Annotated in this window: 26 protein-coding genes and 1 tRNA gene; 8 read left to right on the top strand and 19 right to left on the bottom strand. The window is 62.6% G+C overall.

Translation table 11 applies throughout. From position 1 onward, the window contains the following. Nucleotides 1-29: 29 nt before the first annotated feature. The 11 genes from B1781_RS18615 to B1781_RS18565 form a co-directional block, all read right to left on the bottom strand. Nucleotides 30-959, bottom strand: a complete 930-nt coding sequence (locus B1781_RS18615; protein ID WP_125932167.1) for a universal stress protein — start codon at nt 957-959, stop codon at nt 30-32. A 17-nt stretch (nt 960-976) separates the two neighbouring features. Beyond that, nucleotides 977-2,593: a complex I subunit 5 family protein gene (locus B1781_RS18610; protein WP_078121091.1), complete on the bottom strand. Its 1,617-nt coding sequence runs from the start codon at nt 2,591-2,593 to the stop codon at nt 977-979. Next, complete coding sequence (locus B1781_RS18605; protein ID WP_078121090.1) at nt 2,593-4,092, bottom strand: complex I subunit 5 family protein; 1,500 nt, start codon at nt 4,090-4,092, stop codon at nt 2,593-2,595. Before B1781_RS18605 ends, B1781_RS18610 begins: the two co-directional genes overlap by 1 nt. After that, nucleotides 4,089-5,549: a complex I subunit 5 family protein gene (locus tag B1781_RS18600; protein WP_078121089.1), complete on the bottom strand. Its 1,461-nt coding sequence runs from the start codon at nt 5,547-5,549 to the stop codon at nt 4,089-4,091. Before B1781_RS18600 ends, B1781_RS18605 begins: the two co-directional genes overlap by 4 nt. Continuing rightward, nucleotides 5,542-5,826, bottom strand: coding sequence for an NADH-quinone oxidoreductase subunit K (locus tag B1781_RS18595; RefSeq protein WP_078122133.1), 285 nt, complete (start codon nt 5,824-5,826; stop codon nt 5,542-5,544). The genes B1781_RS18600 and B1781_RS18595 overlap by 8 nt, the downstream gene beginning before the upstream one ends. Beyond that, a complete protein-coding gene (locus B1781_RS18590) occupies nt 5,826-6,794 on the bottom strand; it encodes a hydrogenase subunit MbhD domain-containing protein (protein WP_078121088.1) in 969 nt (322 codons plus the stop codon). Before B1781_RS18590 ends, B1781_RS18595 begins: the two co-directional genes overlap by 1 nt. Next, the gene (locus B1781_RS18585) at nt 6,791-7,075 is read right to left on the bottom strand and encodes a cation:proton antiporter (protein WP_078121087.1); all 285 of its coding nucleotides are present in this window, start codon (nt 7,073-7,075) and stop codon (nt 6,791-6,793) included. Before B1781_RS18585 ends, B1781_RS18590 begins: the two co-directional genes overlap by 4 nt. Then, nucleotides 7,068-7,352: a monovalent cation/H+ antiporter complex subunit F gene (locus B1781_RS18580; RefSeq protein WP_334223786.1), complete on the bottom strand. Its 285-nt coding sequence runs from the start codon at nt 7,350-7,352 to the stop codon at nt 7,068-7,070. The genes B1781_RS18585 and B1781_RS18580 overlap by 8 nt, the downstream gene beginning before the upstream one ends. Next, complete coding sequence (locus B1781_RS18575) at nt 7,349-7,843, bottom strand: Na+/H+ antiporter subunit E (protein ID WP_334223785.1); 495 nt, start codon at nt 7,841-7,843, stop codon at nt 7,349-7,351. The genes B1781_RS18580 and B1781_RS18575 overlap by 4 nt, the downstream gene beginning before the upstream one ends. Nucleotides 7,844-8,288: 445 nt before the next feature. Then, nucleotides 8,289-8,594 (bottom strand): hypothetical protein, encoded by a 306-nt coding sequence (locus B1781_RS18570; RefSeq protein WP_078121085.1) that lies wholly within the window; start codon nt 8,592-8,594, stop codon nt 8,289-8,291. A gap of 17 nt (nt 8,595-8,611) precedes the next feature. Next, nucleotides 8,612-9,721: a hypothetical protein gene (locus tag B1781_RS18565; RefSeq protein WP_125932165.1), complete on the bottom strand. Its 1,110-nt coding sequence runs from the start codon at nt 9,719-9,721 to the stop codon at nt 8,612-8,614. Nucleotides 9,722-9,741: 20 nt separating this feature from the next. Between B1781_RS18565 and B1781_RS18560 the strand changes: the two genes are divergently transcribed. Next, on the top strand, nt 9,742-10,512 hold the full coding sequence (locus tag B1781_RS18560; protein WP_078121083.1) for a rhodanese-like domain-containing protein: 771 nt from the start codon (nt 9,742-9,744) through the stop codon (nt 10,510-10,512). 122 nt (nt 10,513-10,634) lie between these two features. Here the strand turns inward: B1781_RS18560 and B1781_RS18555 are convergent. The 5 genes from B1781_RS18555 to rpsU all read right to left on the bottom strand — a co-directional run bounded on the left by B1781_RS18555 (nt 10,635) and on the right by rpsU (nt 15,334). After that, nucleotides 10,635-10,711: transfer RNA gene (locus B1781_RS18555), tRNA-Ile, on the bottom strand. A 218-nt stretch (nt 10,712-10,929) separates the two neighbouring features. Further along, complete coding sequence (gene rpoD / locus B1781_RS18550) at nt 10,930-12,801, bottom strand: RNA polymerase sigma factor RpoD (RefSeq protein WP_334223784.1); 1,872 nt, start codon at nt 12,799-12,801, stop codon at nt 10,930-10,932. Nucleotides 12,802-12,902: 101 nt separating this feature from the next. Next, on the bottom strand, nt 12,903-14,627 hold the full coding sequence (gene dnaG / locus B1781_RS18545; protein WP_078121081.1) for a DNA primase: 1,725 nt from the start codon (nt 14,625-14,627) through the stop codon (nt 12,903-12,905). A gap of 33 nt (nt 14,628-14,660) precedes the next feature. After that, nucleotides 14,661-15,101 (bottom strand): GatB/YqeY domain-containing protein, encoded by a 441-nt coding sequence (locus tag B1781_RS18540; RefSeq protein ID WP_078121080.1) that lies wholly within the window; start codon nt 15,099-15,101, stop codon nt 14,661-14,663. Nucleotides 15,102-15,118: 17 nt separating this feature from the next. Then, complete coding sequence (gene rpsU / locus B1781_RS18535) at nt 15,119-15,334, bottom strand: 30S ribosomal protein S21 (RefSeq protein WP_078121079.1); 216 nt, start codon at nt 15,332-15,334, stop codon at nt 15,119-15,121. Nucleotides 15,335-15,457: 123 nt separating this feature from the next. Here rpsU and tsaD point away from each other — a divergent pair, with 123 nt between their 5' ends. Then, nucleotides 15,458-16,492 (top strand): tRNA (adenosine(37)-N6)-threonylcarbamoyltransferase complex transferase subunit TsaD, encoded by a 1,035-nt coding sequence (gene tsaD, locus B1781_RS18530; protein ID WP_078121078.1) that lies wholly within the window; start codon nt 15,458-15,460, stop codon nt 16,490-16,492. Nucleotides 16,493-16,498: 6 nt separating this feature from the next. On the opposite strand, the gene plsY is transcribed toward tsaD, so the two are convergent. After that, nucleotides 16,499-17,095, bottom strand: a complete 597-nt coding sequence (gene plsY / locus B1781_RS18525; protein WP_078121077.1) for a glycerol-3-phosphate 1-O-acyltransferase PlsY — start codon at nt 17,093-17,095, stop codon at nt 16,499-16,501. Between the two features lie 113 nt (nt 17,096-17,208). Here plsY and folB point away from each other — a divergent pair, with 113 nt between their 5' ends. From folB to B1781_RS18510, 3 genes are read left to right on the top strand one after another with little or no spacing between them, the layout of a single operon-like run. Next, nucleotides 17,209-17,565, top strand: a complete 357-nt coding sequence (gene folB / locus B1781_RS18520; protein ID WP_078121076.1) for a dihydroneopterin aldolase — start codon at nt 17,209-17,211, stop codon at nt 17,563-17,565. After that, nucleotides 17,565-18,074 carry a 2-amino-4-hydroxy-6-hydroxymethyldihydropteridine diphosphokinase gene (folK, locus tag B1781_RS18515; RefSeq protein ID WP_078121075.1) on the top strand — a complete coding sequence of 170 codons (510 nt, stop codon included), beginning with the start codon at nt 17,565-17,567 and terminating at the stop codon, nt 18,072-18,074. The genes folB and folK overlap by 1 nt, the downstream gene beginning before the upstream one ends. Before the next feature lie 8 nt (nt 18,075-18,082). Then, nucleotides 18,083-19,534: a sensor domain-containing diguanylate cyclase gene (locus tag B1781_RS18510; RefSeq protein ID WP_164513461.1), complete on the top strand. Its 1,452-nt coding sequence runs from the start codon at nt 18,083-18,085 to the stop codon at nt 19,532-19,534. 15 nt (nt 19,535-19,549) lie between these two features. On the opposite strand, the gene B1781_RS18505 is transcribed toward B1781_RS18510, so the two are convergent. Next, a complete protein-coding gene (locus B1781_RS18505; RefSeq protein WP_334223783.1) occupies nt 19,550-20,302 on the bottom strand; it encodes a pteridine reductase in 753 nt (250 codons plus the stop codon). Between the two features lie 192 nt (nt 20,303-20,494). Between B1781_RS18505 and B1781_RS18500 the strand changes: the two genes are divergently transcribed. Genes B1781_RS18500 through B1781_RS18490 form a run of 3 tightly spaced genes read left to right on the top strand, consistent with a single transcriptional unit; the run spans nt 20,495 to nt 23,472 of the window. Further along, nucleotides 20,495-21,664: a class I SAM-dependent methyltransferase gene (locus B1781_RS18500; RefSeq protein ID WP_078121073.1), complete on the top strand. Its 1,170-nt coding sequence runs from the start codon at nt 20,495-20,497 to the stop codon at nt 21,662-21,664. Between the two features lie 13 nt (nt 21,665-21,677). Further along, nucleotides 21,678-22,358: a hypothetical protein gene (locus B1781_RS18495; protein WP_334223782.1), complete on the top strand. Its 681-nt coding sequence runs from the start codon at nt 21,678-21,680 to the stop codon at nt 22,356-22,358. Between the two features lies 1 nt (nt 22,359). Next, on the top strand, nt 22,360-23,472 hold the full coding sequence (locus tag B1781_RS18490) for an aminopeptidase (protein WP_078121072.1): 1,113 nt from the start codon (nt 22,360-22,362) through the stop codon (nt 23,470-23,472). Here the strand turns inward: B1781_RS18490 and B1781_RS18485 are convergent. Continuing rightward, nucleotides 23,459-24,406, bottom strand: coding sequence for a complex I NDUFA9 subunit family protein (locus B1781_RS18485; protein ID WP_078121071.1), 948 nt, complete (start codon nt 24,404-24,406; stop codon nt 23,459-23,461). The two genes, B1781_RS18490 and B1781_RS18485, sit on opposite strands and share 14 nt — an antisense overlap. Between the last annotated feature and the right edge of the window lie 20 nt (nt 24,407-24,426).

The following is a 24,426-nucleotide window of genomic DNA, read 5'->3' as shown; positions in this document are numbered from 1 at the left end:
TTGTTGTTTATCGCCCAATCGTCGGTCGGTCACTCGACCGGCGATACGAATCCTGCCGGTTTCACTGCAAGCACCGACGCATGAGTCTTTTGTAGCACCTCCTCGGCGGTGTTTCCTATGAAAAGTCCGGGGATACCCGTGCGCCCGACCGTGCCCATGACGATCACGTCCGCATCGATCTGTGTTGCGACATCCAATATGGCCGGTGCAGCCGCGCCTTTCACCAGATGGATGCAAGGATCGCCGGACGCGAGCTGATAATGCTGCAACAACCCGGTCAGCGCGTCGTCGTGCTGCTGTTGCGTGGTTTCCAACAGGTTGTCGAGTTCAACCTGCGGCAGTCGGAAGCGCCCGTTCCTCAAGATCGACTCACCGTCGAGACGCCAGGCATGCACGATCGCCAGCTCGGCCGATTCGCGTACCGCCAGGCTGTGCGCCAGGTCCATCACCTGTTTGGCGCAGCCGTCACAGGCCTGTGCCCGCGGATCGACTGCGGCGAGCACATGGCGGTAGGGTGATGCAGCTTGCGGATGGTCTATCCATACCGGGCAGGGACACTTGCGCAACAGGTGCATGTCGATACTGCCGAACAGGTGGTCGCCGACGTCCAGATCGCCCTGCGCGGTCTTGATCAACAGGTCGTAATCACGACGTATGACCGCGCGTATGGCTTCGACGAAGGGGTTGCCGGTCAGTACCTCGGTATACAGCAGCGTGTCGTCGCGCCGGAACGGTTCGGCCAGTTGGTCGAGGGCGGCTTGGCGGCGGTCGCGCAACACTTCGTCGAGTTCGACGTCCAGATGCTCGCGCACCTGTGCAGGGGTTTCGATCGACGGCAATACGTCGATGATGGTCAGGCGTGCGTCGTTGCTCTCGGCCAGGGCGACTGCGCGCCGCAATGCGGGCGAGGGTTGTGTTTCACCCGCGGCGAAAAACACGATGTTCTTGAAGCGATGCATGATGTCCTCCTTTGGAATCACCCGGATGCTGCGCCGGCGATCAACAAGACCACGAACACGGCGAGCCAGCGCAGACCGGCGACGAACAGGCTGTTGCCCTCGTTGGCCGGCGTGGCACGTGGCGCCGGTAGCGAAAATTCGGGGAACGCGACCGGTCGAAGCAGGGTGCGTAGTCGGGTAACGAACAACTGTGCGGTACGCACCGCACCCGGCAACATGTCGCCCGGTGCGATGTACGGCGAAGCCAGATTGAGGCTGCGGACGATGCCGGCGGCCAACACCGCAATCACCAGCGCGGCCAGCAGGGGCAGCATCTCCGACAGTTTTGGTGTGATCTGCCACGGCAGCCAAGGCGCCCACAGGGCCATGGCGACCAGGGTCAGCCAGGCGGCAGGTGCGGCCGTGCTGCGCTGGTCGTGCGCGGTGGGCTGTGTATGCAGCAGCCACATCAGGCGCAGCATCAACAGGGCAGTGCCCAATGCCGCACCGATGAGCAACACGCCGAGTTGGTTGTTCAGAGCGGCGGCTGTCAGCGCTTGCTTGGCCGCTGCGCCACCGCTCAGCGGTGCACCGAGCAACGCCAGGGCCAACAGGCCGGTGCCGCCAAGCACGACCCAGGGCGGCGCGCGCCCGTGCCGGCGCAGATCCACACCGAGGAACAACGCCGGTTTGACCAGCAGGTGGTGCACGGCAAACAACACGATGGCGGTGAGCAACGCGGTAGCCGGTACCAGCCCGGCCAGCGCCGCGCCGAACAAGGCCGTCATCAGTCCCATCTTGGCGATGCTGGAATAGGCGAGCAGTGCGCGCGGTTCGCGTTGCGCAAGCCCGAGCAGGCTGCCGAAGACGACGCCGACGCTGCCGATGATCAACAACGCGTCGCCCCAAGCCGGGTCGACCGAACCCGGTGGTAGAAAGCGCAGCCAGCCGAGCAGGCCCGCCTTCATCATCGGACCGCTGAGCACCGCGACGGCGACCACCGGCGCGAACCGATAGGCACCCGGCAGCCACAGGTGAAGGCCGGGTAGGCCGAGCTTGATGCCAAAGCCCAGCAACAACAGGCCGACCGCGGTTGCAGGCAGCGCATGTCCATGCAGGTCGGCGAACAGGGTCGAGCCCAGGCTCGTGGCGACGATGACCAGCGCCGCGAACAGCGCCAGTTCGCCAACCAGGGTAAACACGAGATAGACGCGACCTGCATGCCGAGCACGTTGGCTGCGTGGTGCGATCAACATGCCGTAGGCGGCAATACCCATGACCGCGAAGCCGAGGTAGAAGCTCACCATGTCGGCGGCGAGCAGCAGCAGGAAGTTGCCTGCCATGGCAACCAGGAAGCACACACCGAACTGACGGTAAGAACGCGCGGCGAACTTTGTCGTGGCGGCGTACACGCCGGCGGTGAACCAGATAAACGCACTGAACGGCAGCAGTAGCGACGTGGTCGCGTCATAGCCGAGATAGGTGCCTAGCAACAGCCAATCGAGGTGCAGGGTGCTGCCGGTCTCGACCACCAATGGTGCCGCCAACGCCGGCAGGGTGCCCAGCGGCAGCCACCAGTGGTTCGGCCGTATCGTGCTCAATACCGCCGCCAGCCACGGCCAGCCTGCAATCGCGATCAACCAGGCAGCGTCCATCAACGATACTCCCGCGCAGCGATCAACTCGGCCCAGGTGAGCGGGCTGTATGGCGCGGCGGCGAACAGACCGGCAGCCAGCGCCAAACCGGCAGTTACCAGCGGTGGCCACAGCAGGGCCGCCGGCATCTCCCAACGACCCTTATGCGGGTGTTCTTCAGGCCATGCCGCCGGCGCCGGTCGGAACCAGGCGCGGTATAGGATCGGTAGAAAATAGGCGGCGTTGAGCAGGCTGCTGGCGATCAGTACCGGCAGCACCCAGGCCGCGACACCGGCCTCGACCGCACCCTGGCCGAGATACCACTTGCTGACGAAGCCGGCCACCGGCGGTATGCCGATCATGCCGAGGGCGCCGATCGTGAAGGCCAGCGTGGTGCCCGGCATGCGTTTGCCTACGCCGTTCATCTGGCTGACCCGGTGAATACCGAGTGTCTCGGCGTAGTTACCGGCGGCAAAGAATAGCGTGATCTTCATGATGCCCTGGTGAACCAGGTGGACGACGCCGCCGATGGTTGCCAGCGGTCCGAGGATAGCGGCGCCGAGCGCGATGTATGACACCTGGCTGACCGTCGAGTAGGCGAGGCGCTTCTTCAGATGATCCTGGGTCAGTGCCTTCATTGAGCCGTACACGATCGTGATCGCCGCCAGCCCACCGAGCAGCGGCAGCAGACCGAGCGATGCGGTGAACTCGATGCCGAACACGTCGTATACCACGCGTACGATGCCGAAGGCGCCAGCCTTGACGACGGCGACAGCATGCAGCAAGGCGCTCACCGGTGCCGGCGCCACCATCGCCTGCGGCAGCCAGCCATGCAGTGGTACCAGTGCGGCTTTGACGCCGAGGCCGATGATCAGCAGGATGAAGATGCTGCGCAGCGCCCACGGGTCGAGCTGTGGCAACTCGGAAAGGATGCCGCCCTGCACGAACTCCAGCGGGCCGGCCAACGTGCGCAGCCATACCGCACCGATCAGCAACAACACGCCGCCACCCAGTGTGTACGCAAGATAGATGCGTGCACCGCGCACCGCCTGCGGCGTGCCCTTGTGGGCGACCAGCGGATAGGTCGCGAGTGTCAGCAGTTCGTAGAAGATCACGAAGGTGAACAGGTTGCCGGCCAGGGCAAGGCCGACCGTTGCCGTCACACACAGGCTGAAAAAGCCGAAGAAACGGCTGCGGTGCGGTGAGTCCTCCAGGTAGCCGATCGCGTAGATGGTCGTCACCAGCCACAGCAGCGTCGATAGCGAGACGAACAACACCGACAGGGCATCGGCGTGCAGCACCAGATCGAGCCCGGGCATCAGCGTCCAGCGCGTCTCGAAAACCCGCTCGTGGAACACGCCCCAGATCAGCACCGTGACCAGCACCAGTTTGAGCACGGCGCCGAACAGGTTCAACGCGGTACGCAGTCGATGGCTTTGTTCATGCAGCAGAAAGATCACCAGGCCGGGCAACAATGAACTGGCAAGGATCAGCAGCAACAGACTGTTGGATGCGTTCATGTCGCACCCCAGACCATTGGCCCGGTACGACCGAGGAAGGTCCACACGCCGTTGCCGGCCAATCCCAATCCCAGCGTGGAGACCAGCGCGAGCAGCAGGGCCGGTACTTCCTGGCGTCCCCATCGCAAGGTCGGACCGAGGCGCTCGCCGGGTCCGAAGGCATGGCCGAGTACGCGAAACACATAGGCGGCCGCGAGCAGACTGCCGACGCCGACCACCGGAATCCAGAGCCATTGGCCGCTGCTCACCGCGGCCGCCAGCAACTGCCACTTGGCCAGAAACGTGCCGCTCGGCGGCAGGCCGATCAACGCGACACCGGCCAGCGCCAACACGAAGGTGGTCACCGGCAGGGCGCGTGCGGTACCGCCCAGGTCGGTGATCCTGTCGTGTCCGGCGCGTTGCTGGATGATACCGGCGGCGAGGAAAAACGCGCTCTTGGCGAAGCCGTGGGTCAGCGCGAGCACGACCAGCGCGCCGAACACGATGTCGCGTTGTAGCCCAGCCGGCGTCGCCAAAAGCAGCGGGAGGAAAACGAACAGGTAACCGAGTTGGGCGACCGTTGAATACGCGGCCATCAGTTTCAGACGGGTCGCACGCAGCGCTAGCCAAGAACCCCAAACCACGGCAATGGCACCGAGTACGCCAAGCACGCCGGCGTGCGCCGGTGTGAGTACCGGCGCGAACAGGTCAAGCCACAGGCGTACGATCAGGTATACCGCGACCTTGACCACCAGCGCAGACAACGCCGCGCTAACCGGTGCCGGCGCATTGGCGTGCGCTGCCGGCAGCCAGAAGTGCAACGGGAACAGGGCGGCCTTGACCAGCACGCCGGCCGTCATCAAAGACAGAGCAACCCAGGCGGCCGGCTGCTGGTCGAGACGCGTCGCCAGTGTCGGAATATCGAGTGTTCCATAGGCGGCGTACAGCAATGCAACGCCGGCCAGATAAGACATCGAGCCGAGCAGGCCGACCGTGAGGTAACGCAATGCGGCCTCGACCGCTGCACGCTTGCCGCCGAGCGATGCCAGCGCCACGGCGCTCAAGCCGAGCAGTTCGAGGGTGACGTACAGGTTGAATACATCGCCGGACAGCAACAGCGCCTGGACAGCCGCACCCATCAGCAACCACAGCGGCCAGAAGTGCGTCTTGATCTGCGGTTCGGCGAAGTATGAAGTTGCATACAGACTGGCGGCCAACATCACCAAGGCGCTCATGATCAGCAGCAGGGTCGACAGCGCATCTGCGCGCAGCGCGATGCCGAGCCCCGGCTGCCAGCCGCCGAGCGCGAGCTGCAGTTGCCCGCCATGCAGCACCTGCCATCCGATCGCCAGGGTCGCCACCACGCCGCCTGCCGTGGCCAACAGGCCGATGTGTTCGGCGCGTCGCGGAAGGGCCAGCGCGATGATGCTGCCGAGCAGGGGCAGGGCTACCGGCATGATCAAGAGCACGTCATTCATCGTCGTTGCTCTCTCGCAGGCGACGCGCCAGCGCGAGTGCCAGGGCGGTTGCGCTGATCGCGACGACGATGCCGGTCAATACCAGGGCATGCGGCACCGGGTCGGTCGGTTCGTTGCGTCCCTGGTAAGCGGTCGCGACGAACATCAGGAACACGCCGGCGCCGCAGACGTTGAGTGCCAGGATGCGCGCCAGCAAGGTGGTGTGCAGCAGCGTGCCGCGCAGCCCCAAGGCGAACAGGCCGACACCGGTCAATGCAAAGATGAGCTCGGTCGAGATCACGCTGTATCCCCGCGCGAGGTTGAAGGCATCTGCGCTGTGGTTTGGTCCCAGCCTTGCGGGCGACCGCCGAGATAGGCGAGGGCGAGCGCCGCGGCGATCGACAAGGTGGCCGCGGTTTCGATGAGCAGGATCAAGCCACCCGCCCAGGCCGGCGGATACTGCAACACGTTATGGCCGGCCAATACGACCAGCAGGCCGACTGCGCAGAACACCGCAATGCCAAGGCCGAGTACGCCACGCAACATCGCGTTGCCCGGCAGACCGGCGCGCGACATGCCGCCAAGGCGCAGCAACACTGCCGCTGCGGCGAGTGTGGCGCCGGCCTGAAACGCGCCGCCGGGCGCATGCCCGCCGACCCACAACAGGTAGCCCGAGGTAACGATAAGCAGCGGTACCAGCCAGCGGACCAGGCTGGACAACACGGGGCCGGCGGGGCGGAATGCGGCTTGTGCCGGTGCCAGCGACAACACGCCGAGCACCGCGGCAAGGATCACCGCCAGCTCGAGCAAGGTATCGTAGGCGCGGTAGTTGAGCAGTACAGCGGTAACCGGGTTGCTGACACCGCTGGTATCCAAAGCTGCATAGGCCTGGGATGCGAGACGTGCCGGGTCGGCAGCGCGGAAGGATTCAAGTAGCGCCCATGCCATGGTCGCGCCCAATACCAGGATCAGCATATCCAGCGCGCGTGGCGGCACAGCTACCGGCGACGGTCGCGGCTGCTCGATGGCAACCTCGTTGCGCAGCGCCGCCAGCAGCAGCGCGCCGGCCACGCCGGCACCAATCGCGGCCTCGGCCAATGCCAGATCGGGCGCCCGCAGGCGTGCCCATACCACGGCCAGCAGCAGGCCGAAGGCAATAAACAGCACCACGCCGCGTTTGAGGTCGCGGGTCAGCGTTGCTGCCGCGGCGAGGCCGAGCAGCAGGCTGGCGAGGGTTAGATCGACCAGTAGCCACAGCGTGTTCATTCGCTTTCCCCGCGTGGCCGCGCGTGCTGTGCGATCAGGTGCGCCGATGCCGCACTGGCCGCCAGTACCAGCAACCAGACCAACAGCAACTGCAAGGCCTCCACCACGCTGCGTTCGAGCAGCGCCACGCCGGCGACGAGCAGGCCGAGACCTAGGTTGTCGGCCTTGGTGAGTGCATGCAGACGCGAATGCAGATCAGGCAGCCGCAGCAAGCCGACGCTGCCGGCGATGAAGAACACGAGCCCCAGCATGATCAGCGCGATCGCGACGGCATCAATCATGTTTTACCTCGCGGCGTGTCATTGCTGCGGCGAGTACTGCGGCAAGCAGGGCGAACACAAGGGCGACGTCATATAACGCACGGTTTGCCAGCAATTGCCCAAGCAGCAGCATCGTGGCAACCCCGCCGGTGCCCAGCAACAGCACCGACATCAGGCGGTCTTCGACACTCGGCCCGCGCATAGCGCGCAGCAGGCCGAGCAGCACACTCGCTACCAGCACCAGCAGGCAGCCGAGCAACAGCATGTCGTGGGTGACGGTCGGCAATAGCTCGCTCACGGCTGCTCCTCGTCGAACAGGCGGGCAACCGCCGACTCCAGGTGCCGCAACTCGTCGTCACAACCCTGGTTTGTGTCGAGCGCGTGTATGTCCAACCGGTCGCCGACCATGTCGACCGCAAGCGTGCCCGGCAACAGGCTGACGCTATTGGCGAACAACAGGCGCGCGGCCGGTTGTTGCAGCCGAATACGGTAATGCGTGAAGCCGGGCGCTACGCGTAGTTGCGGCAGCAGCACGCGACGTGCGACGTCGATACCGCCACGCATCGATTCCCAGGCAAAGAAGAACGCAAAACGCGGTAGCCTGGACCACACCAAAGTGGTCGGTCCGTCGGAGCCGAGACGTCTTGCGGCCCAATATGCTGCCAGTACGGTGGGTATGCCGATCAACCAGGATGCCATCATGTCGTCGGTCAGCACTCCCCAGCCAATCGCCAGTGCCAGCAACAACAGCATCGGGCTTACGTAGCTGTTGGCAGATTCAGTGCGCACGACGGCAACGCACATTGCGTAGATAAACGCAACGCGTGCTGTGGCTTAAAAGCCGATGATTGTTAGGGCTGAATGCTGTCGATAGCGCCAGTGCTTCTTTAGGGTTGAACATCGTTCCCTCCGGGTGATGCGTTCGTTGCGTCGTTAGCAACAGATTGTCGGGGTGCCATCGGCAAAACAAAATTCGAATAAAGAAGACGCAATGCTCGGTTTTTTCGAAGCATCGCCGGCGACTCGCAAGTCGCTACGCTTGTCAGGCGTTGAATACGATGCTGCACACCTGTTTCCGGATGGCGACAGGTGAGAATTCATTCAGAGAGTGTTGAAGGCCTGGGAGGCGAATCGCACAAAGCGGGATCGATTGGTGCGGTGTAGGCGCAGGGCGGCGTCGCGAATGACAGGCGTGATCGCTCAACCTGTGACGCTACCGCTTACGCAAAGGGAATCAACGCAGACGTTGTCGTGCCGCCCAATGGGAACGGCGGTGCACGGTGCGTACCGTACGGTCGAGAAGCCGGGTGACGACCAGCGTGAGATCGGCCTGGATCTCGTCGACAACGATGGTTTCACCATCCGTGCAGAGCACCTCGGCGCGACATCGGTACAAATCGTTGTCGAGGCTGTCGCGCACGCTGTCTACGCTGATCGTCAAGGTTGCGACATTGCGTTCCAGGTCGCCGAGGTAGTAGCTCAGCAACCTGTCCGTCTGCTCGCGAAGTTCAGCTTGATCGCTGACGACGAGGGTCTGCATAACGGCGAACGCTATGTTCAGGCGACCAGGTCCAACTGGCCGTATCGGGGGATCGGCAGAGAAGGATTCTGCACGCTTTCAACCTGCTGATGCAGCAGGCAAGCTATCCCGCCGCAGTCGTTCAAAGCGGCACTGTCGGCCTGCACGATGCGTACGCCCTGACGGCGTGCGATCCGGCTGAGCTCGATCTTGGGGTTCCACAATGCCTGATCATCGAGCGGTTTATCCTGCGCGATGATCAGCGTGTCGACCATCGAGCGGTGCAAGGCAACCAGCGTCGGTGCTTCGCCGATCAGTGCGTTCAGATGGGCATGGCCTGCGCCCAGGGCGCGCGAGGCCATTTTGGCGGCGTCGAGCCTGACATTGGCGATCAGCGCCGCGCGTGCATACCCGGCCGCTGCATGATGGGTTACCGCGAAAGGAATCGGCAGGGTCTGTGCAATACGGCACAGGGCTCGTTGTGGCAGCGCTTCATGCAGTGCAGTGAGCGAGTCGGGGTTGCCGACGAGGGCCAGCGGTACGTTGGACCCCATCACCACCTTGCGGATCAGGCGTTCCCACTGGTTCAGCCTCACCACCGCTCGTGAATCGTCGGCTCGACCAAACGGAGCTGCTGATGTCAGGTCAGCGCGCTTGATCCATGCGTGGTGCTTCGCATGACCAAGGTTGTGCTCGCTGATATCGATGCCCTGTTCAGTGGCATGCAACAGCATGTAGGTGACTTCGTGCTGCAACATGTTGAGAAGCGGAAGTGTGTCGGGCACCCGATATGCAGTCAGACGATTTTCGAATGGCACTGTGGTGGGTAAGCACAGAGTAAATCTGTCGGCGCCAAAGCCCCGCGCATATACGGCCAGACCTTTCACCCGTGCCGTGTCGGCTATGCGTAACTGGCAGCGTATCGTACGCAGTGCATGATCGAACTCGAACCTTGCCGTGGGGCTGAGCCCCAACCTGGCCTTTTCCGCACTCGATTGCAGAAATGCTTCGCAGGCGGATTCTCCGGCGCTGAGGTCGACGAAGAAACTGATCAACACCTGGCCGTTGTCTTCGATGGTCGACAGTAGGTCGATCGCGTCGTTGAGGCCTTGGGTTGTCATCGAGTCTGAAGAGAGGTTCGCTTGCATGTCAACGCTCCTACGTGTGCATGACGTTATCGTGGTCGATCTTGCGGAAGCGGACCATTCGGATAACGCCGACGGGATGTTCGGTTTTTTCGAAGAGCGGTGTTTGCTGGGTTCGGATAAATCGAGGTGTTCGTTGCCGAAATCCGAATGACCCGGGCTGTCCGCAGCGAATGTTGCTTGCCACAATGGTGTCGGCTATGAATCAAGTCGGATCAGAGGAGGTCGCCATGTTTGCCTTTATTTCCACCGTTGAACCGCGCGCTTTATTCAATTGGACGCGAGCCGGAGAGAGGGCTTGTCTGATCGATGTGCGCGATCGAGAAGAATTCGCTGCGGCTCATGCCGTAGGTGCGCTATCCATGCCCGCTCATACCGTCGATGCAGACGGCATTGCTCGGCTATTGGATCGCGAGGCCGGTTGCGACAGGCCGATCTATCTGCTCAGCGAGAGCGGCGTGCGTGCCGAACAGGTCGCCTATCGTTTGCATCGCCAGGGCTTGCTGAACGCAATGCCCGTGGAGGGAGGATTTGCCCGATGGCGAGCGGAAGGGCTGCCGCATCGCCGGGTTGAGCGTATACCGTCGATAGAGCGTCAGGTATGGATAGCAGTTGGTGCCGTGCTGCTGATCGTGTTGGCAAAGGCCGCACTGCTCACCCCTTGGTTCGCCTTGTTGATTGGTGTTCTCGGCGTCGGGCTTGTCGTTGCGGGTGTTGATCGTAGCCAGTGGTTGGCGAAGTGGTTCTGTCGCATGCCGTGGAACCGCACGCGCTCGCCGACATTTGGTTATTGAAAGCGCGGGTGTCGCAGGTGCCGGTCGAAAAGCAGGGGGTATGCGGTCGGCTGCCGGAAGGTTCCGTTTCAACTGGCGCGAGAAACTTGCCTGCTCGTGCGTATAGGCGCGAGGTCGGAAATTGGTGGGCCCACCTGGACTCGAACCAGGGACCAAGGGATTATGAGTCCCCTGCTCTAACCAACTGAGCTATAGGCCCAAACTGTGTTTACGTCGCATTCAACCCATCCATGGGGTCGAGGACCAGCTCGGTCGTCCTGACCTCGCGTTCGGCCCGCTGCGTTATGCCACTGGCATAACGGTCGGGCCTCACCCAACTGAGCTATAGGCCCAAACGTTGAATACGACGTATACCCGCAAAACAGCGGAGACGGATAATAGCAAAAAGGCCGGCAATGCCGGCCTTTTTCGTTCGGCTTAGTTGTCGCCGTCGAGGAAGCTGCGCAGCTTGTCGGAGCGTGACGGGTGACGCAGTTTACGCAGTGCCTTGGCTTCGATCTGACGAATACGCTCACGGGTGACGTCGAACTGTTTGCCGACCTCTTCGAGGGTGTGGTCGGTGTTCATGTCAATGCCGAAGCGCATGCGCAGCACCTTGGCTTCGCGCGAGGTCAGGCCGGCCAGCATGTTCTGCGTCGCTTCGGCCAGGCCTTCCATCGTGGCCGAATCGATCGGCGATACGGCCTGCTGGTCTTCGATGAAGTCGCCGAGGTGCGAGTCTTCGTCGTCACCGATTGGGGTTTCCATCGAGATCGGCTCTTTGGCGATCTTCAGCACTTTACGTACTTTGTCTTCCGGCATCTCCATACGCTCGGCCAGTTCTTCAGGCGTGGGCTCGCGACCCATCTCCTGGATCATCTGGCGCGAGATGCGGTTGAGCTTGTTGATCGTCTCGATCATGTGCACCGGGATACGAATGGTGCGCGCCTGGTCGGCGATCGAGCGGGTGATTGCCTGCCGAATCCACCAAGTCGCATAGGTCGAGAACTTGTATCCGCGACGGTATTCGAATTTGTCGACTGCCTTCATCAGGCCGATGTTGCCTTCCTGGATCAGGTCGAGGAACTGCAGGCCGCGGTTGGTGTACTTCTTGGCAATCGAGATAACCAGACGCAGGTTGGCCTCAACCATCTCTTTCTTGGCGCGGCGTGCCTTGGCTTCGCCGATCGACATGCGACGGTTGATCTCTTTGATGTCGCTGATCGACATGCCGCACAGTTCTTCGATCTCTGCCAGCTTGCGCTGACCACGAATGATGTCTTCGCTGCGCGATTCGAGATTGCCTGCGTAGGCCTTCTTGCTACCGATCTGCTCGGCGACCCAGTCGAGATTGGTCTCGTTCTTCGGGAACGAGGCGATGAAATCGCGGCGTGGCATGCCACATTCGTTCACGCAGATATCGAGAACGGTGCGTTCCTGTTCGCGGATGCGGTTGACCACGCTGCGCAGCACGTCGGTGAGGTCGGCGAACAGCTGCGGCACCAAGCGGAACTCGAGGAACGCGGAAACCGTCTTGTCGCAGCACTTCTGCGACTTGTCGCTGGTGCCGTTCTTTTCGAGTTCGCGTTTCCATGCCTTGTACTGCTTGCGCAGATCGTTGGCCTTTTCGGCGACCAGCTCGAGATCGAGCCCGGTGTCTTCCGGCTCTTCGTCGCTGGAATCGTCGTCGTCCGAGTCGCCGTCTGAATCGTCGTCGTCTTTTGACGTCGCATCGGCAACGGTTTTGGCCGGTTTCGGAATCGTGTCGCCGATATCGGGCAGGGCGAAGCCGACGATGACGTCATTCAGACGGGCATCACCGGCATCGACCAGATCGAATTGTTCGATCAGTTTTTCGACCGCCGGCGGAAATGCGGCAAGTGCCGCGCTGACCTGGTTCAGGCCGTCTTCGATACGGCGGGCGATGCGCAGCTCGCCTTCGCGGGTCAGCAGCTCGACCGTGCCCATTTCGCGCATGTACATGCGCACAGGATCGGTGGTGCGGCCAAATTCGCTGTCGACGGTGGCCAGCGCCGCGGCGGCGGCTTCGGCGGCGTCGTCGTCGGTCGACACGGCATTGTCGGACAGGGTCTGGTCGTCGGATTCAGGCGCCGTCTCATGGACAGAGATGCCCATGTCGTTGATCATGCGAACAATATCTTCGATCTGCTCCGGATCGACGATCGAGTCGGGGAGGTGATCGTTGACCTCGGCGTAGGTGAGGAAACCTTGTTCTTTGCCTTTGGCGATCAGGTCTTTAATACTGGATTGCTGCTCTTGGCGGTCCATCTGATCCTCAGTGTTCGACACAGAAATCCCTGCACCCAGCCGCGTGGCGGGTGAAGGGAAGAAAAATTGAATCGGGCATAATAGCAGTGATTGTCATTTGATGCTAGCTGAACATGGTTGCCCTATTGGGCACCCGGCGCACGATAGAGTTCCCTAAGTCGTTGTTTTTCCTCTTCCGTGAGCTCGGAGGCACGACTCTTCGTGAGCAGCGCTTCGCGTTCTGCGCGGGTTTTCTCGGCCCCCAGCATGCGCAGCGTGCCGAGGAACTGTTCGGCGGCGTCGTCGAGAATGCCGAGCTCCAATACGGCCAGTTTTGCCAGAGTCTGTCGGGTCTGCGCGTCGTCGGCCCGTTCCACCAGCGCGCCGGTAGACATCTGCGGGCTGGTGCGCAGGGTGCTCAGCAGCTCGGCCAGCAGCGCGATGCCCGGCGATTCGAAGCTCTGCCAACCTTCCGGCAGGTCGAGCTGGGCGAGTTCCGGGTTCTGAATCAGCAGGGCCACAGCGCGTCGAACCGGCGGAACACTGCCCTGCGGCCGGCGAATCGGAGCGCGCCGGGCCGGTTTGGGGGCTGCAGCCGCCTGCACCGGAGCTGCCTGCAGTCCGATACGTTCATTGAGCGCTTGAAACATCATGTCGCGATAGAGGCCCGCCGGCAGCCGTTCGAGTAAGGGTTTGGCGAGCTCGCCGAGGCGTGCGCGACCATCTAGAGTACCCATATCGGTCTGGGTGCCGATTTTTTCAAATAAAAACTCCGACAATGGCTGTGCTTGGGCGATTCGTTCCAGAAATGCCTCGCGGCCGATGCTGCGCACCAGCGAATCGGGGTCTTCACCGTCCGGCAGGAACAAGAATCTGGCCTGGCGGCCGTCACGCATCAGGGGCAGCGCGGTCTGCAGCGCCTTCCATGCGGCATCACGTCCGGCGCGGTCGCCGTCGAAACAGAAAACCACTTCGGGGGTTGCGCGATACAGCTTTTCGAGATGATCGCTGGTGGTTGCGGTGCCGAGCGTGGCGACGGCGTTGTCGATGCCGTATTGCGCCAGGGCGACGACGTCCATATAGCCCTCGACGACCAGCAGGCGCGCGGGGTTGGCGTCGGCCTGGCGTGCCTCGTATAGGCCATACAGCTCGCGCCCTTTGTGGAAAACCGGGGTTTCGGGGGAGTTCAGGTACTTGGGTTTGCCGTCGCCGAGCAGGCGGCCGCCGAAGCCGACAACCCGCCCACGGGTGTCGCGGATTGGGAAGATGATGCGCTCGCGCAGCCGGTCGTAGCGCTTGTTGTCCTGCTCGGTGATCAGGCCGGCGTCGCGCAGCCAGCCGATGTGTTTGTCGTCTGTGCCCAGTGCCTGCAGCAGATTATCCCAGCCGGGTGGGGCATAGCCCATGCGGAAGCGGGCGGCGACCTCGCCGCTGACGCCACGGCCGCGCAGGTAGTCGATCGCCGTGGGGGCGTCCGGGTGCTGGCGCAGATTGTTGGCGAACAGCTGGGCCGCGCGTTCGAGCATGTCGTACAGCGGGCGGTTGTCAGGACCCTGTTCGAAGCCGACTTCGCGCGGTACTTCCAGCCCCATCGAGGTCGCCAGTTCCTCGATCGCCTCGGGGAAGCTCAGGCGGTCGTATTCCATCAGGAAGCCGATGGCAGTGCCGTGCGCTCCACAGCCGAAGCAATGGTAGAACTGCTTGGTCGGGCTGACGGTGAACGAAGGGGTTTTTTCGGTATGGAACGGACAACAGGCCTGAAACTCGCGCCCGGCCTTTTTCAGTGGTACGCGGCGGCCGATGATCTCGACGATATCGGCGCGCGATAACAATTCATCGATGAAATGCTGGGGGATGGCACCGGGCATGGTGCAAGCCTAGCACGCGGCGTTCGGGGAGAATCAGCCGAGCTTCTGCTTGACCAGCGCGCTGACCTGGCCGACATCGGCGCGGCCCTGCACCTGGGGTTTGACGATGCCCATGACCTTGCCCATGTCGCGCATGGATTCGGCGCCGGTCTCGGCGATAGCGGCATCGATGATCGAGGCGATTTCCGCCTCGGACAGGGCTTCGGGCATGAAGTCCTGGATGACGTCGATCTCAGCGGCTTCCTGGTCGGCCAGCTCGGTACGGCCGGCGTCGGTGTATTGCTGAATCGAGTCGCGGCGTTGCTTGACCATTTTGTCGAGCACCGCCAGCACCTGTGCGTCGTCGAGCTCGATGCGCTCATCGACCTCGCGCTGTTTTACTGCGGCCAGCATCAACCGGATGACGGCCAAGCGTGGCTTGTCGCCACCTTTCATGGCCGCCTTCATCGCGTCGGTAAGCTGTTGCTTCAGCACAGGGGAAATGCCTGCGATCAGTAAAGGCGTTCGAAGCGGCGGCTGTCGCGGCCAACCTTCTTCTGCCAGCGCTTAACAGCGGCAGCGGCCTTGCGCTTGCGCTCCCAGGTGGGCTTTTCGTAGAACTCGCGGCGACGGACTTCGGCCAGAACACCGGCTTTCTCGCAGGAGCGTTTGAAGCGGCGCATGGCTACTTCGAAGGGTTCGTTTTCTTTGACGCGGACGTGCGGCATTGCTTCCTCGAATCGACAAACAGTTAAAATGGGCTTTTCGCGGACACGGAAAAATCAAGCCGGAGCCCACAAAGGCGCGGAATTTTAAAGCGTCCTCATCACAAATGCAAAGGTTTCAATGAGATGAATGTGCTGGGTATCGAAACCTCGTGCGACGAGACCGGTGTGGCGGTCTACAGCACCGATCAGGGCCTGCTCGACCACGCGGTCTACAGCCAGATCGCGCTGCATGCCGACTACGGCGGCGTGGTGCCGGAGCTGGCCTCGCGCGACCACGTGCGCAAGCTGGCGCCGATGGTGCGCGAGCTGCTCGCCGACCTGGGCCTGTCGGCGCAGGATTTCGGCGGCGTCGCCTATACGGCCGGCCCCGGCCTGGCTGGCGCGCTGCTGGTCGGCGCGGCGTTTGCGCGCAGTCTGGCCTGGGCCTGGCAGGTACCGGCGGTCGGTGTTCACCATATGGAAGGGCACCTGCTGGCGCCGATGCTCGAGCAGGATGTGCCGCAGTTCCCGTTCGTTGCGCTGCTGGTGTCTGGCGGGCATACCCAGCTGGTGCGGGTTGCCGCGGTCGGCGAATACGAGCTGTTGGGCGAGTCGGTGGATGACGCCGCCGGCGAGGCCTTCGACAAAACCGCCAAACTGTTGGGCCTGGGTTATCCGGGTGGCCCTGCGCTTGCCGCGCTGGCCGAGCAGGGTGATCCGGCACGATTTTCGTTCCCACGGCCGATGACCGACCGGCCGGGGCTGGATTTCAGCTTCTCAGGACTCAAGACCTTCGCCCTGACGACCTTGCGACAGCAGGAGGCCGAGGTCCCGTCCGCCGAGCACGGGCAATTGCATGCCGACATCGCACGTGCCTTCGAGGACGCCGTGGTCGACACGCTGGCGATCAAGTGCCGGCGCGCCGTCGAACAGACCGGTAGTAAGGCGCTGGTGATGGCCGGCGGCGTGAGTGCCAACCGACGGTTACGCGATCGTGTCGATCGTTTGATGCAGGACCTCGGCGGCCGCGCCTATTACCCGCGCGCCGAGCTGTGTACCGACAACGGCGCCATGATCGCGTATGCCGGCTGGCAGCGTCTGCGCGCCGGTCAGCACGAGCAGCTGGAGTTCGCGATCCGCCCGCGCTGGCCGATGCAGGATCTGGTCGCCGGGGGGTGAGGTGGCTTAGTCGCCGGACTGTTTCGAGATGCGCCCTTCGCTGCCGTCGAGCAGCTTGCGGATGTTGCTGCGGTGCCGCCAGAACAGCACCACGCTGACGAAGATCTGCATCGCCAGCAGTTCGTTGGATGGCCACAGAAACCACAGGTAGACCGGGGCGAGCGCCATCGAGATCAACGCCGCCAGCGACGACACGTTGGCCACCTTGGCCATGAACAGCCAGGTGGCGCCGACCGCGGCGCCGAAGGCCCAGTAGAGTCCGAACTGCACGCCGAGTGCCGTCGCAACGCCCTTGCCACCGCGGAAGCCGAAGAACACTGGGTATAAATGGCCTAGAAACGCCGCCACTGCGGTTAGCGCAAACACCGATTCGCTGCGATCGAACAGGTGGCAGGCGAGCATCGGAATCACCCCTTTCAGACTGTCGCCGAGCAGCGTTATCGCCGCGGCCTTTTTGCCGCCGATGCGCAGCACGTTGGTCGCGCCGGGGTTGTTCGAGCCCTCGGTACGCGGATCCGGCAGTCCCATCAGGCGACATACGATGATCGCGCTCGAGATCGAGCCGAGCAGGTAGGCGCCAACGATGATGACGGGATCGAGCATGGTCACGTGTGTTTGCCGAATGAGCGCGCATTAGGCGACAGCTGTCTGTCACGGTCAAGGAAACGACCTGATAACATCCCAACCTTCAGACTACATCCGATGCAACTGCCACTATGGATATCGTTTTTCTGCGTGACCTGCGTATAGATACCGTGATCGGCATCTATGGCTGGGAGCGTCGCACCCGCCAGACGCTGATTTTCGATCTCGAAATGAGCGCGGATATCGCGCGGGCAGCCCAAACCGACGACATCAAGGACACGCTGAACTACAAGTCGGTCGCCAAGCGCCTGATCCAGTTCGTCAGCGAGAGTGAGTTCCAGTTGGTCGAAACATTGGCCGAACGCTGCACCGAGATCATCCGCGAAGAGTACGGCGTGCGCTGGGTACGCCTCACGCTCAACAAGAAGGGCGCGGTACGCAGTGCCACCGACGTCGGGGTGATTATCGAGCGTGGAGAACGCTACTAGTGCCGAGAGTGTGGGTCAGCATCGGCAGCAACATCGATCGTGAGAATAACATTCGTGGTGCGCTGACCGAATTGCGGCATAGTTTCGGTGATGTGATCGTGTCTCCGGTGTACGAGACACCTGCGGTTGGTTTTTGCGGCGACGCGTTCTTTAATCTGGTAGTGGGGTTCGACACCGAGCTGCCGCCCGCCAGGCTGCATCAGCTGATGCGCGAGATCGAGGCGCGTCACGGACGCGAACGCAGCAGCCCGAAGTTTTCGTCGCGAACGCTGGATCTGGATCTGCTGACCTATGGCGATGCAGTGACGAACGAGGGCGGCAAGGTGCTGCCGCGCGACGAGATCACGCGCTATGCCTTCGTGCTGGCACCGCTGGTCGATGTGGCGGGTGACGAATTGCATCCCGAACTCAGGGAAACTTATCGCTCCTTATGGGAGCGGATGTCGATGGAAAACAAGGAAGGTTTGCAGCAGCTGGATGATCCAGCATGGCTGTTCAAAACCGGCTAGGAGGCGGATTGAGCCACGATGATGGTGCGGATCGAAAAACGGTCTTGATAACCGGCCTGAATCGGGTCGGGCTTTTTATCGTATTTATCGGCGGATACTACCTGCTCGGTATGGCCGGCTTGCAGTTGCAGTCGGCGCAAACCGGTATCAGCCCCGTGTGGCCGGCATCCGGGTTCGCATTCGCGATGGTGTACTGGTTCGGCTGGTCGCTGCTGGCGGCGATCCTGCCGGCCATGCTGTTGCTCGGCTGGCAACTGGGCGTGCCACTGGAGATTGCGGCGATCTCGGCGGTGGCCAGTATGCTTGAAGCCGGTGTGCCGAATTACCTGATGCGGCGGGTGAACGTCGACCCTGGTCTGCGTCACCTGCGCGATGCGCTGATGTTCGTCGCGGTCGGCCCCGTGCTCGGGCCGGTATTCAGTGCGACCGCCGGCAGCATCGCGTTCGTGCTGCTCGGCGGCAGCGATCTCGACCTGGTGCGTTTGTGGCTGTTGTGGTGGCTGGGCAACAGCGTCGGCATTCTGCTGGTCGGTGGCTTCGGTCTGGTGGCTGTCGCGCGGCGTTCGCTGCGCGTGACCGGCCGGCGATTGATCGAGCTGTTGGCCGGTCTCTCCCTGGTCGTGATCGTCAGCACCTTGGGGTTGCTGCAGGTCGTCGATATCACATCCCCATTGGTGCTGTTTCTGTTGATCCCGGTTTTTGTCCTGATCGCCCAGCGCGGCGATCAGTTGCCGGTGTTGACCCTGGGTATGGCGGCGCTGGTTGTGATCCTGCTGTCGTCCTTGTGGCTGCCACGGGAGAGCCTCGCACAGACCAAGCTGGGTATCATCTATCTGGATATCAGCCTGCTGTGGGTCGTGACCTTCACCGGCATGATCGTCAGCAGTGCCCGCCAGGAGATGAACGCGCGCGAGCACGTTACCTGGCTCGCAAGGCATGATCCGTTGACCCGGCTGGTGAACCGTCATGCGTTCATGGAGCGATTGGAAAAGATCCTGCCACGCGTCAAGCAGAAGCGCGCGTCGTGCATCCTGCTGTTTCTCGACCTCGATCGTTTCAAGGATCTCAATGATGCCGAGGGCCATCGCGCCGGCGATCGCGTTCTGCGCGATGTCGGTGTGTTGCTGAGCGAGGAGGTGCGCGCGGTGGATACCGTCGCGCGGATCGGCGGCGACGAGTTCGCGGTGATCCTCGAAGACTGTCAGCTTCTGGATGCCTGCGCGATTGCCGAAAACATACGCACCGTGGTCGAGCGCTACGAATACACGGGTTCACGCGGACTGCATCGCATCGAGGTGAGTGTCGGGCTGGTCGCTATCTCGCCCGAGCACGGCTCGCCCGAAGACGTGCTGCATGCCGCAGACAGCGCCTGTTACGAGGCCAAGCGCGGTGGCCGTAACCGGGTATGGGTGGGCTCTCAGGACGCTGCAACCGAGCCTCTCGGCGGCACCAAGCGCTGACGTCTCTGCGTGCCGCTATTGCTGCACGCTGCGACCGCCGTCGACGGCGAGAATCTGGCCGGTGATGTAGTGCGGCCCGGTCACCATGAACATGACCGCCTCGGCGATCTGCTCGGCGCCTGCCGGCTCGCCCATTGGGATGCGTTTGAGGATTTCCTGTTTGTCGGCATCGGCGAGGTAGCCTTCCGGCCACAGCGCCGCGCCGGGTGCAATCCCGTTGACCCGCACGTCCGGCGCAAGGTCGCGTGCCAGTGCCTTGACCATCATCGCATTGGCCGCTTTGGCCATGCAGTAGATCGGATGGTCGGCGTTCGGCCGGTCGGCATGGATGTCGACCATATTGACGATGCAGCCGCGCCGCTCGCGCAACGCCTCGGCTGCTGCCTGGGCGAGAAAGAACGGTGCGCGTGCATTGCTGCCGACCAGGTCGTCCCATTGCTCGGGGGTGGCTTCACCGATCGGCGTCGGGTAGTAACTCGAGGCGTTGTTGATCAGGATGTCGAGATGGCCGTTGATGGTCTTGCTCTCTGCAACCAACTTTGCCCAGCTTTGCGGTTCATTGAGATCGCCCTGCGCGACGATCGCGGACCCGGCCCGCACCGCGAGCAGTTCGTCGCGCAGTGCCGCCGCCTTGTCCGCCGAGTTGCGATAGTGGATCACGACATTGGCGCCGGCCGCGTGCAGGTAGCGCGTCGTGGTCGCACCAAGGCGTGCTGCTGCGCCGGTAATCAACGCCGTCTTGCCCTTCAGACTGTCGGAAACCTGCACTCGCTGCCTCCCTTGTGGACCCAAGCGCACACTACACCAGATCGCGCCTGGAACGTCACGCCGCCCGGAATTCGACCGCGTGCCGTGCGCGCTCCTGCGGTTTTTCTTAAACTGCGCGCAGTATCCCGCCACGCAACCCGTATCCATCGCGACAACAAGTTGAGTTGTCGCCTGCTTCAGAGAGCCGACGACTTGCAGTTACCGACGCTGAGCGACGACGAACAATCGGTATTCCAGGCGATGCACGCACATTTGAGTGCGGCGATCGAGACAAACAGCGGCAGCCTGCCGTTCGATCGCTTCATGGAACTTGCGCTCTATGCCCCCGGACTCGGTTACTACGTCAACGGGCGGCAGAAGTTTGGCGAGCAGGGTGACTTCATCACGGCGCCGGAGGCCTCGCCGCTGTTTGCACGCTGCCTGGCGAACCAGGTGGCCGAATGTCTGCACAAGCTCGACGGTGGTGATGTGCTGGAGTTCGGCGCCGGCTCCGGCATCATGGCGGCCGGACTGCTGGCAGCGTTGCAGGATCTGGATTGCCTGCCCAATCGCTACCTGATTCTCGAGTTGAGTGCCGAGCTTCAGCAGCGGCAGCAGGAGACGCTGCAGCGCGAAGTGCCTGAATTGGTGTCACGCGTGCATTGGCTCGACGCGCTGCCGGCCAGCGGCTTCAACGGTGTTGTCATCGGCAATGAGCTGCTCGATGCGATGCCGGTGCATCGTTTCCGCCGACAGGATGACGCATGGCAGGAGTTATCGGTCGTGGTCGATGGCGCCGGCTTTGCGGACGACTGGCATGCGTTGCGCAGCAGCGGTCTTGGCGAAGCCCTGCAGTCGATCTGGCCCGACGGGCAACTGCCGGGCGATGGCTATGAGTCGGAGATCAATCTGCGTCTGCGACCGTGGTTGGATGCCGTCGGGCATCGCATGCAGCGCGGGTATGTGTTGCTGATCGACTATGGTTATACGCGGCACGAGTATTACCATCCGGAACGCAACAAGGGCACCTTGATCTGTCACTACCGACACCGCGCCTACGCCGATCCTTACCTGCTGCCCGGATTGCAGGACATCACCGCGAACGTGGATTTCACGGCGCTGGCACGCGCTGCGCTCGCCACGGGCTTTGACGTCGCCGGCTACACGACCCAGGCGCACTTTTTGATCGATGCGGGTCTGGACCGTCATCTCGGCGCGTCTGATCCGAACGATCTGCAGCGGCATCTGGAGCTGATGCAGGGCGTCAAAAAGCTTACGCTGCCGACGGAGATGGGCGAACGATTTAAAGTCATGGCGCTGGCGCGCGATACCGATAGTCAGTTGCTGGGTTTTCGCACGAGGGATCTGCGTGATCGTTTGTAAACGGGTTTGCTTGATGGTCTTGGTGCTCACGTTGGCGGGCTGCCAGTCGTATTCGGGGCGCGATGAGCCGGTGCGCGGCCGCGGTTTCGAGTTTAGCGACATCGCCAAGGCCGACGTCGACATGGTCGCCGAGGTCAATGTGCGTCACAGCATGAAGTACCTGCGCGAGCTGGCACGCAAGCTGTACGTGCGCAATCCGAATGAATGGCGGCGCGCCGGTCATGCGTCGCCCGCCGCTGCGCTCAAGACCCTGTTCGGCCCGGCGCGCAAAAATCCCTATCCCGGTCTGCAGAACAAGCGCTCGTCGGATGCGATCAGCCTGGCCTTCGACGAGACATTTCACGGTGACCGGGTCGCCGCCTTCACCTACGGCATGTACACGATGTTGCTCGACGGCTACGGCGGCAAGAGCCGTTTCTACCTGCCGGACAGGCTCGACCCGCAGAAGCTGCACTACCTGGCTCGAAACTTCGAGATCGCCTTCTGGAAGCTCGGCCACGACCGGCGCGTCGACGGCCGACTGTTCCTGCTGAGCAATTCTTTTGAAGGCAGCGGCAATCTGAGTTTTGAGCGCATTGCCGGCAAGCTGATCGGCCTGCAGGACCACATGGCCCAGGTGGTCGCCGAGAGCAGTAATCGCAAGATCAAGAACGTGATCCAGAGCGTCGCATCGGCGGTGTTCTTCCCGATCTGACATGGCGTGGCCACGATGCCTCTTGATCGTACTGCTGCTCGCGACCGGCGGTTGCAGCAGCGTTTCGTATTACGCCCAGACCATAAGCGGGCAGATGGGCGTGATGTCCGCTTCGCGTCCGACTCCGGACGTTATCGCCGACCCGCAAACTGACGCCGGCTTGCGTGAGCGCCTTGCCGAGATCGGCCCGCTGCGCCGCTTCGCCATTGATCAATTGGCGCTGCCGGAGAGCGGTAGTTTTCGCCACTACGCCGATGTGCACCGCGAAGCCATGGTGTGGAGCCTGGTGGCGGCGCCGGTCGACGACCTGCAGCCGTACGAGTGGTGTTTTCCGTTCGTTGGCTGTACCGCCTATCGCGGTTATTTCGACAAGCTGGATGCGACCGAGCATGCCGAGCAGATGCGAGCTGAGGGGTGGGATACCGCGGTCGAACCGGTGCCTGCCTATTCGACGCTCGGCTGGTTCGACGATCCGCTGCCCAGCACCGTGATCCACTGGCCGTTACCGGATATCGCCGGCCTGATGTTTCACGAGTGGGCGCACGAGGCCGTATATGTCATGGACGACAGTGCCTTCAACGAGGCGTACGCGACAGTTGTCGAGAAGGAGGGCGTGCGCCGCTGGTTGGCATCGCGCAACGATGCGGCGGCACTGGCCGAGTACCAGGAACACGAACAGCGCCGCCTGGCTTTCCTCGATCTGCTCGCCGGTGCGCGCGAACAACTTGGCGAGCTGTATGCCTCACGTCAGGTAAACAGTGAGTTGCTGGTGAACAAGCAGGCTGCGTTTGACCAACTGCGCTCCGACTACGAGCTGCTGAAACAACGTTGGGGCGGCTACAGCGGCTATGATCGTTGGTTCTCACAACCGCTCAACAATGCCCGGCTGGCCAGCGTGAACACCTATTATCGCCTGGAGCCCGCGTTTCGCCGCCTGCTGCATGTCGCGAGTGGTGATATGGCGCGTTTTCATGCCGCCAGTCGACAGTTGGGGGCTGAAGCGCCGGAAAGGCGTGAGCGTTGCCTGCAAAGCCTGCTCGCGGCAACGAACTCGTCCGGTCATGCCGACCTTGACTGCTCGCCGGCGGTGCTGGAGATCGCTAGCGGCCGCTGAACATGCGCCGATGGATTCGGCTGCGGTTCTTGTCCTCGCCGCGCAGAAAGCGTGCGCCGGCGTTCGCCAACGATGTGGCGTCGATACCCAGTTCGGAAAGGCCGTCGGAGGTGCACACGCTGGGCGTTTGCAGTGACTGGTAGTTGTCCGGGGTGAATGGCTTACCGGGCGCAAACTGCAAGACTGCTGCCTGCAGGCGTGACAGCCAGTCGGGGAGTCCGATGATCATTTTGCGGCGACCACTGTGCTGCGCGATGAACGCCACCAGCTGTTTCAGCGTGTAGCTTTCGGGACCGCACAATTCGTAACGCTTGCCGTAGGTGGCCGGGTCTTCGAGGGCATTGGCGAATGCCTGCACGACATCGCCGACGTAAACCGGCGCCATAAGTGCTTCGGGGCAGGCCAGGGGCAGGGGGCCAGGGATGCGCAGCAGTTGCGCGAATCGATTCAAAAAGCTGTCGTCCGGGCCAAAGATCACCGAGGGGCGGAAGCTGGTCACCGCCATCTGCGATTGCCCCAGGGTGTGCGCACGATTCTCGCCTTCGCCTTTGGTTCGCAGGTATTGGCTGCTGCCGCTTGCCTGGTCGGCGTTGAGTGCGCTCATGTGCAGAAAACGCTTGATACCTGCGGTTTGGCACGCGCCGACCACGTTCTCAACGAGTTCGACATGCACCCGGCGGAAATCCTGTTTTCGCCCGGCGTTCAGTATTCCCACCAGATGGACCACGGCGTCGCAACCGCGCAGTGCGGAGCTCAAGGCTCTTGCGTCGAAAGGGTTTACTTCGACCAGGTCGGCGACCGGTTGCAGCTCTTTGTGGCGGTGGGCGTGCCGTGTGACGACCGTGCAGCGATAGCCGCGATTGTGCAGGTGATGTACCAGGTGCCGGCCGACGAATCCGGAGCCACCGATCAGGGCAATGCGTTCAATCCTCATGGGTGCGTGTTCAACCTTTC

The organism is Thiosocius teredinicola (genome assembly GCF_002009425.1).
GTDB classification, from domain to species: domain Bacteria; phylum Pseudomonadota; class Gammaproteobacteria; order Chromatiales; family Chromatiaceae; genus Thiosocius; species Thiosocius teredinicola.
This window is presented reverse-complemented; position numbering and strand designations above follow the sequence as displayed.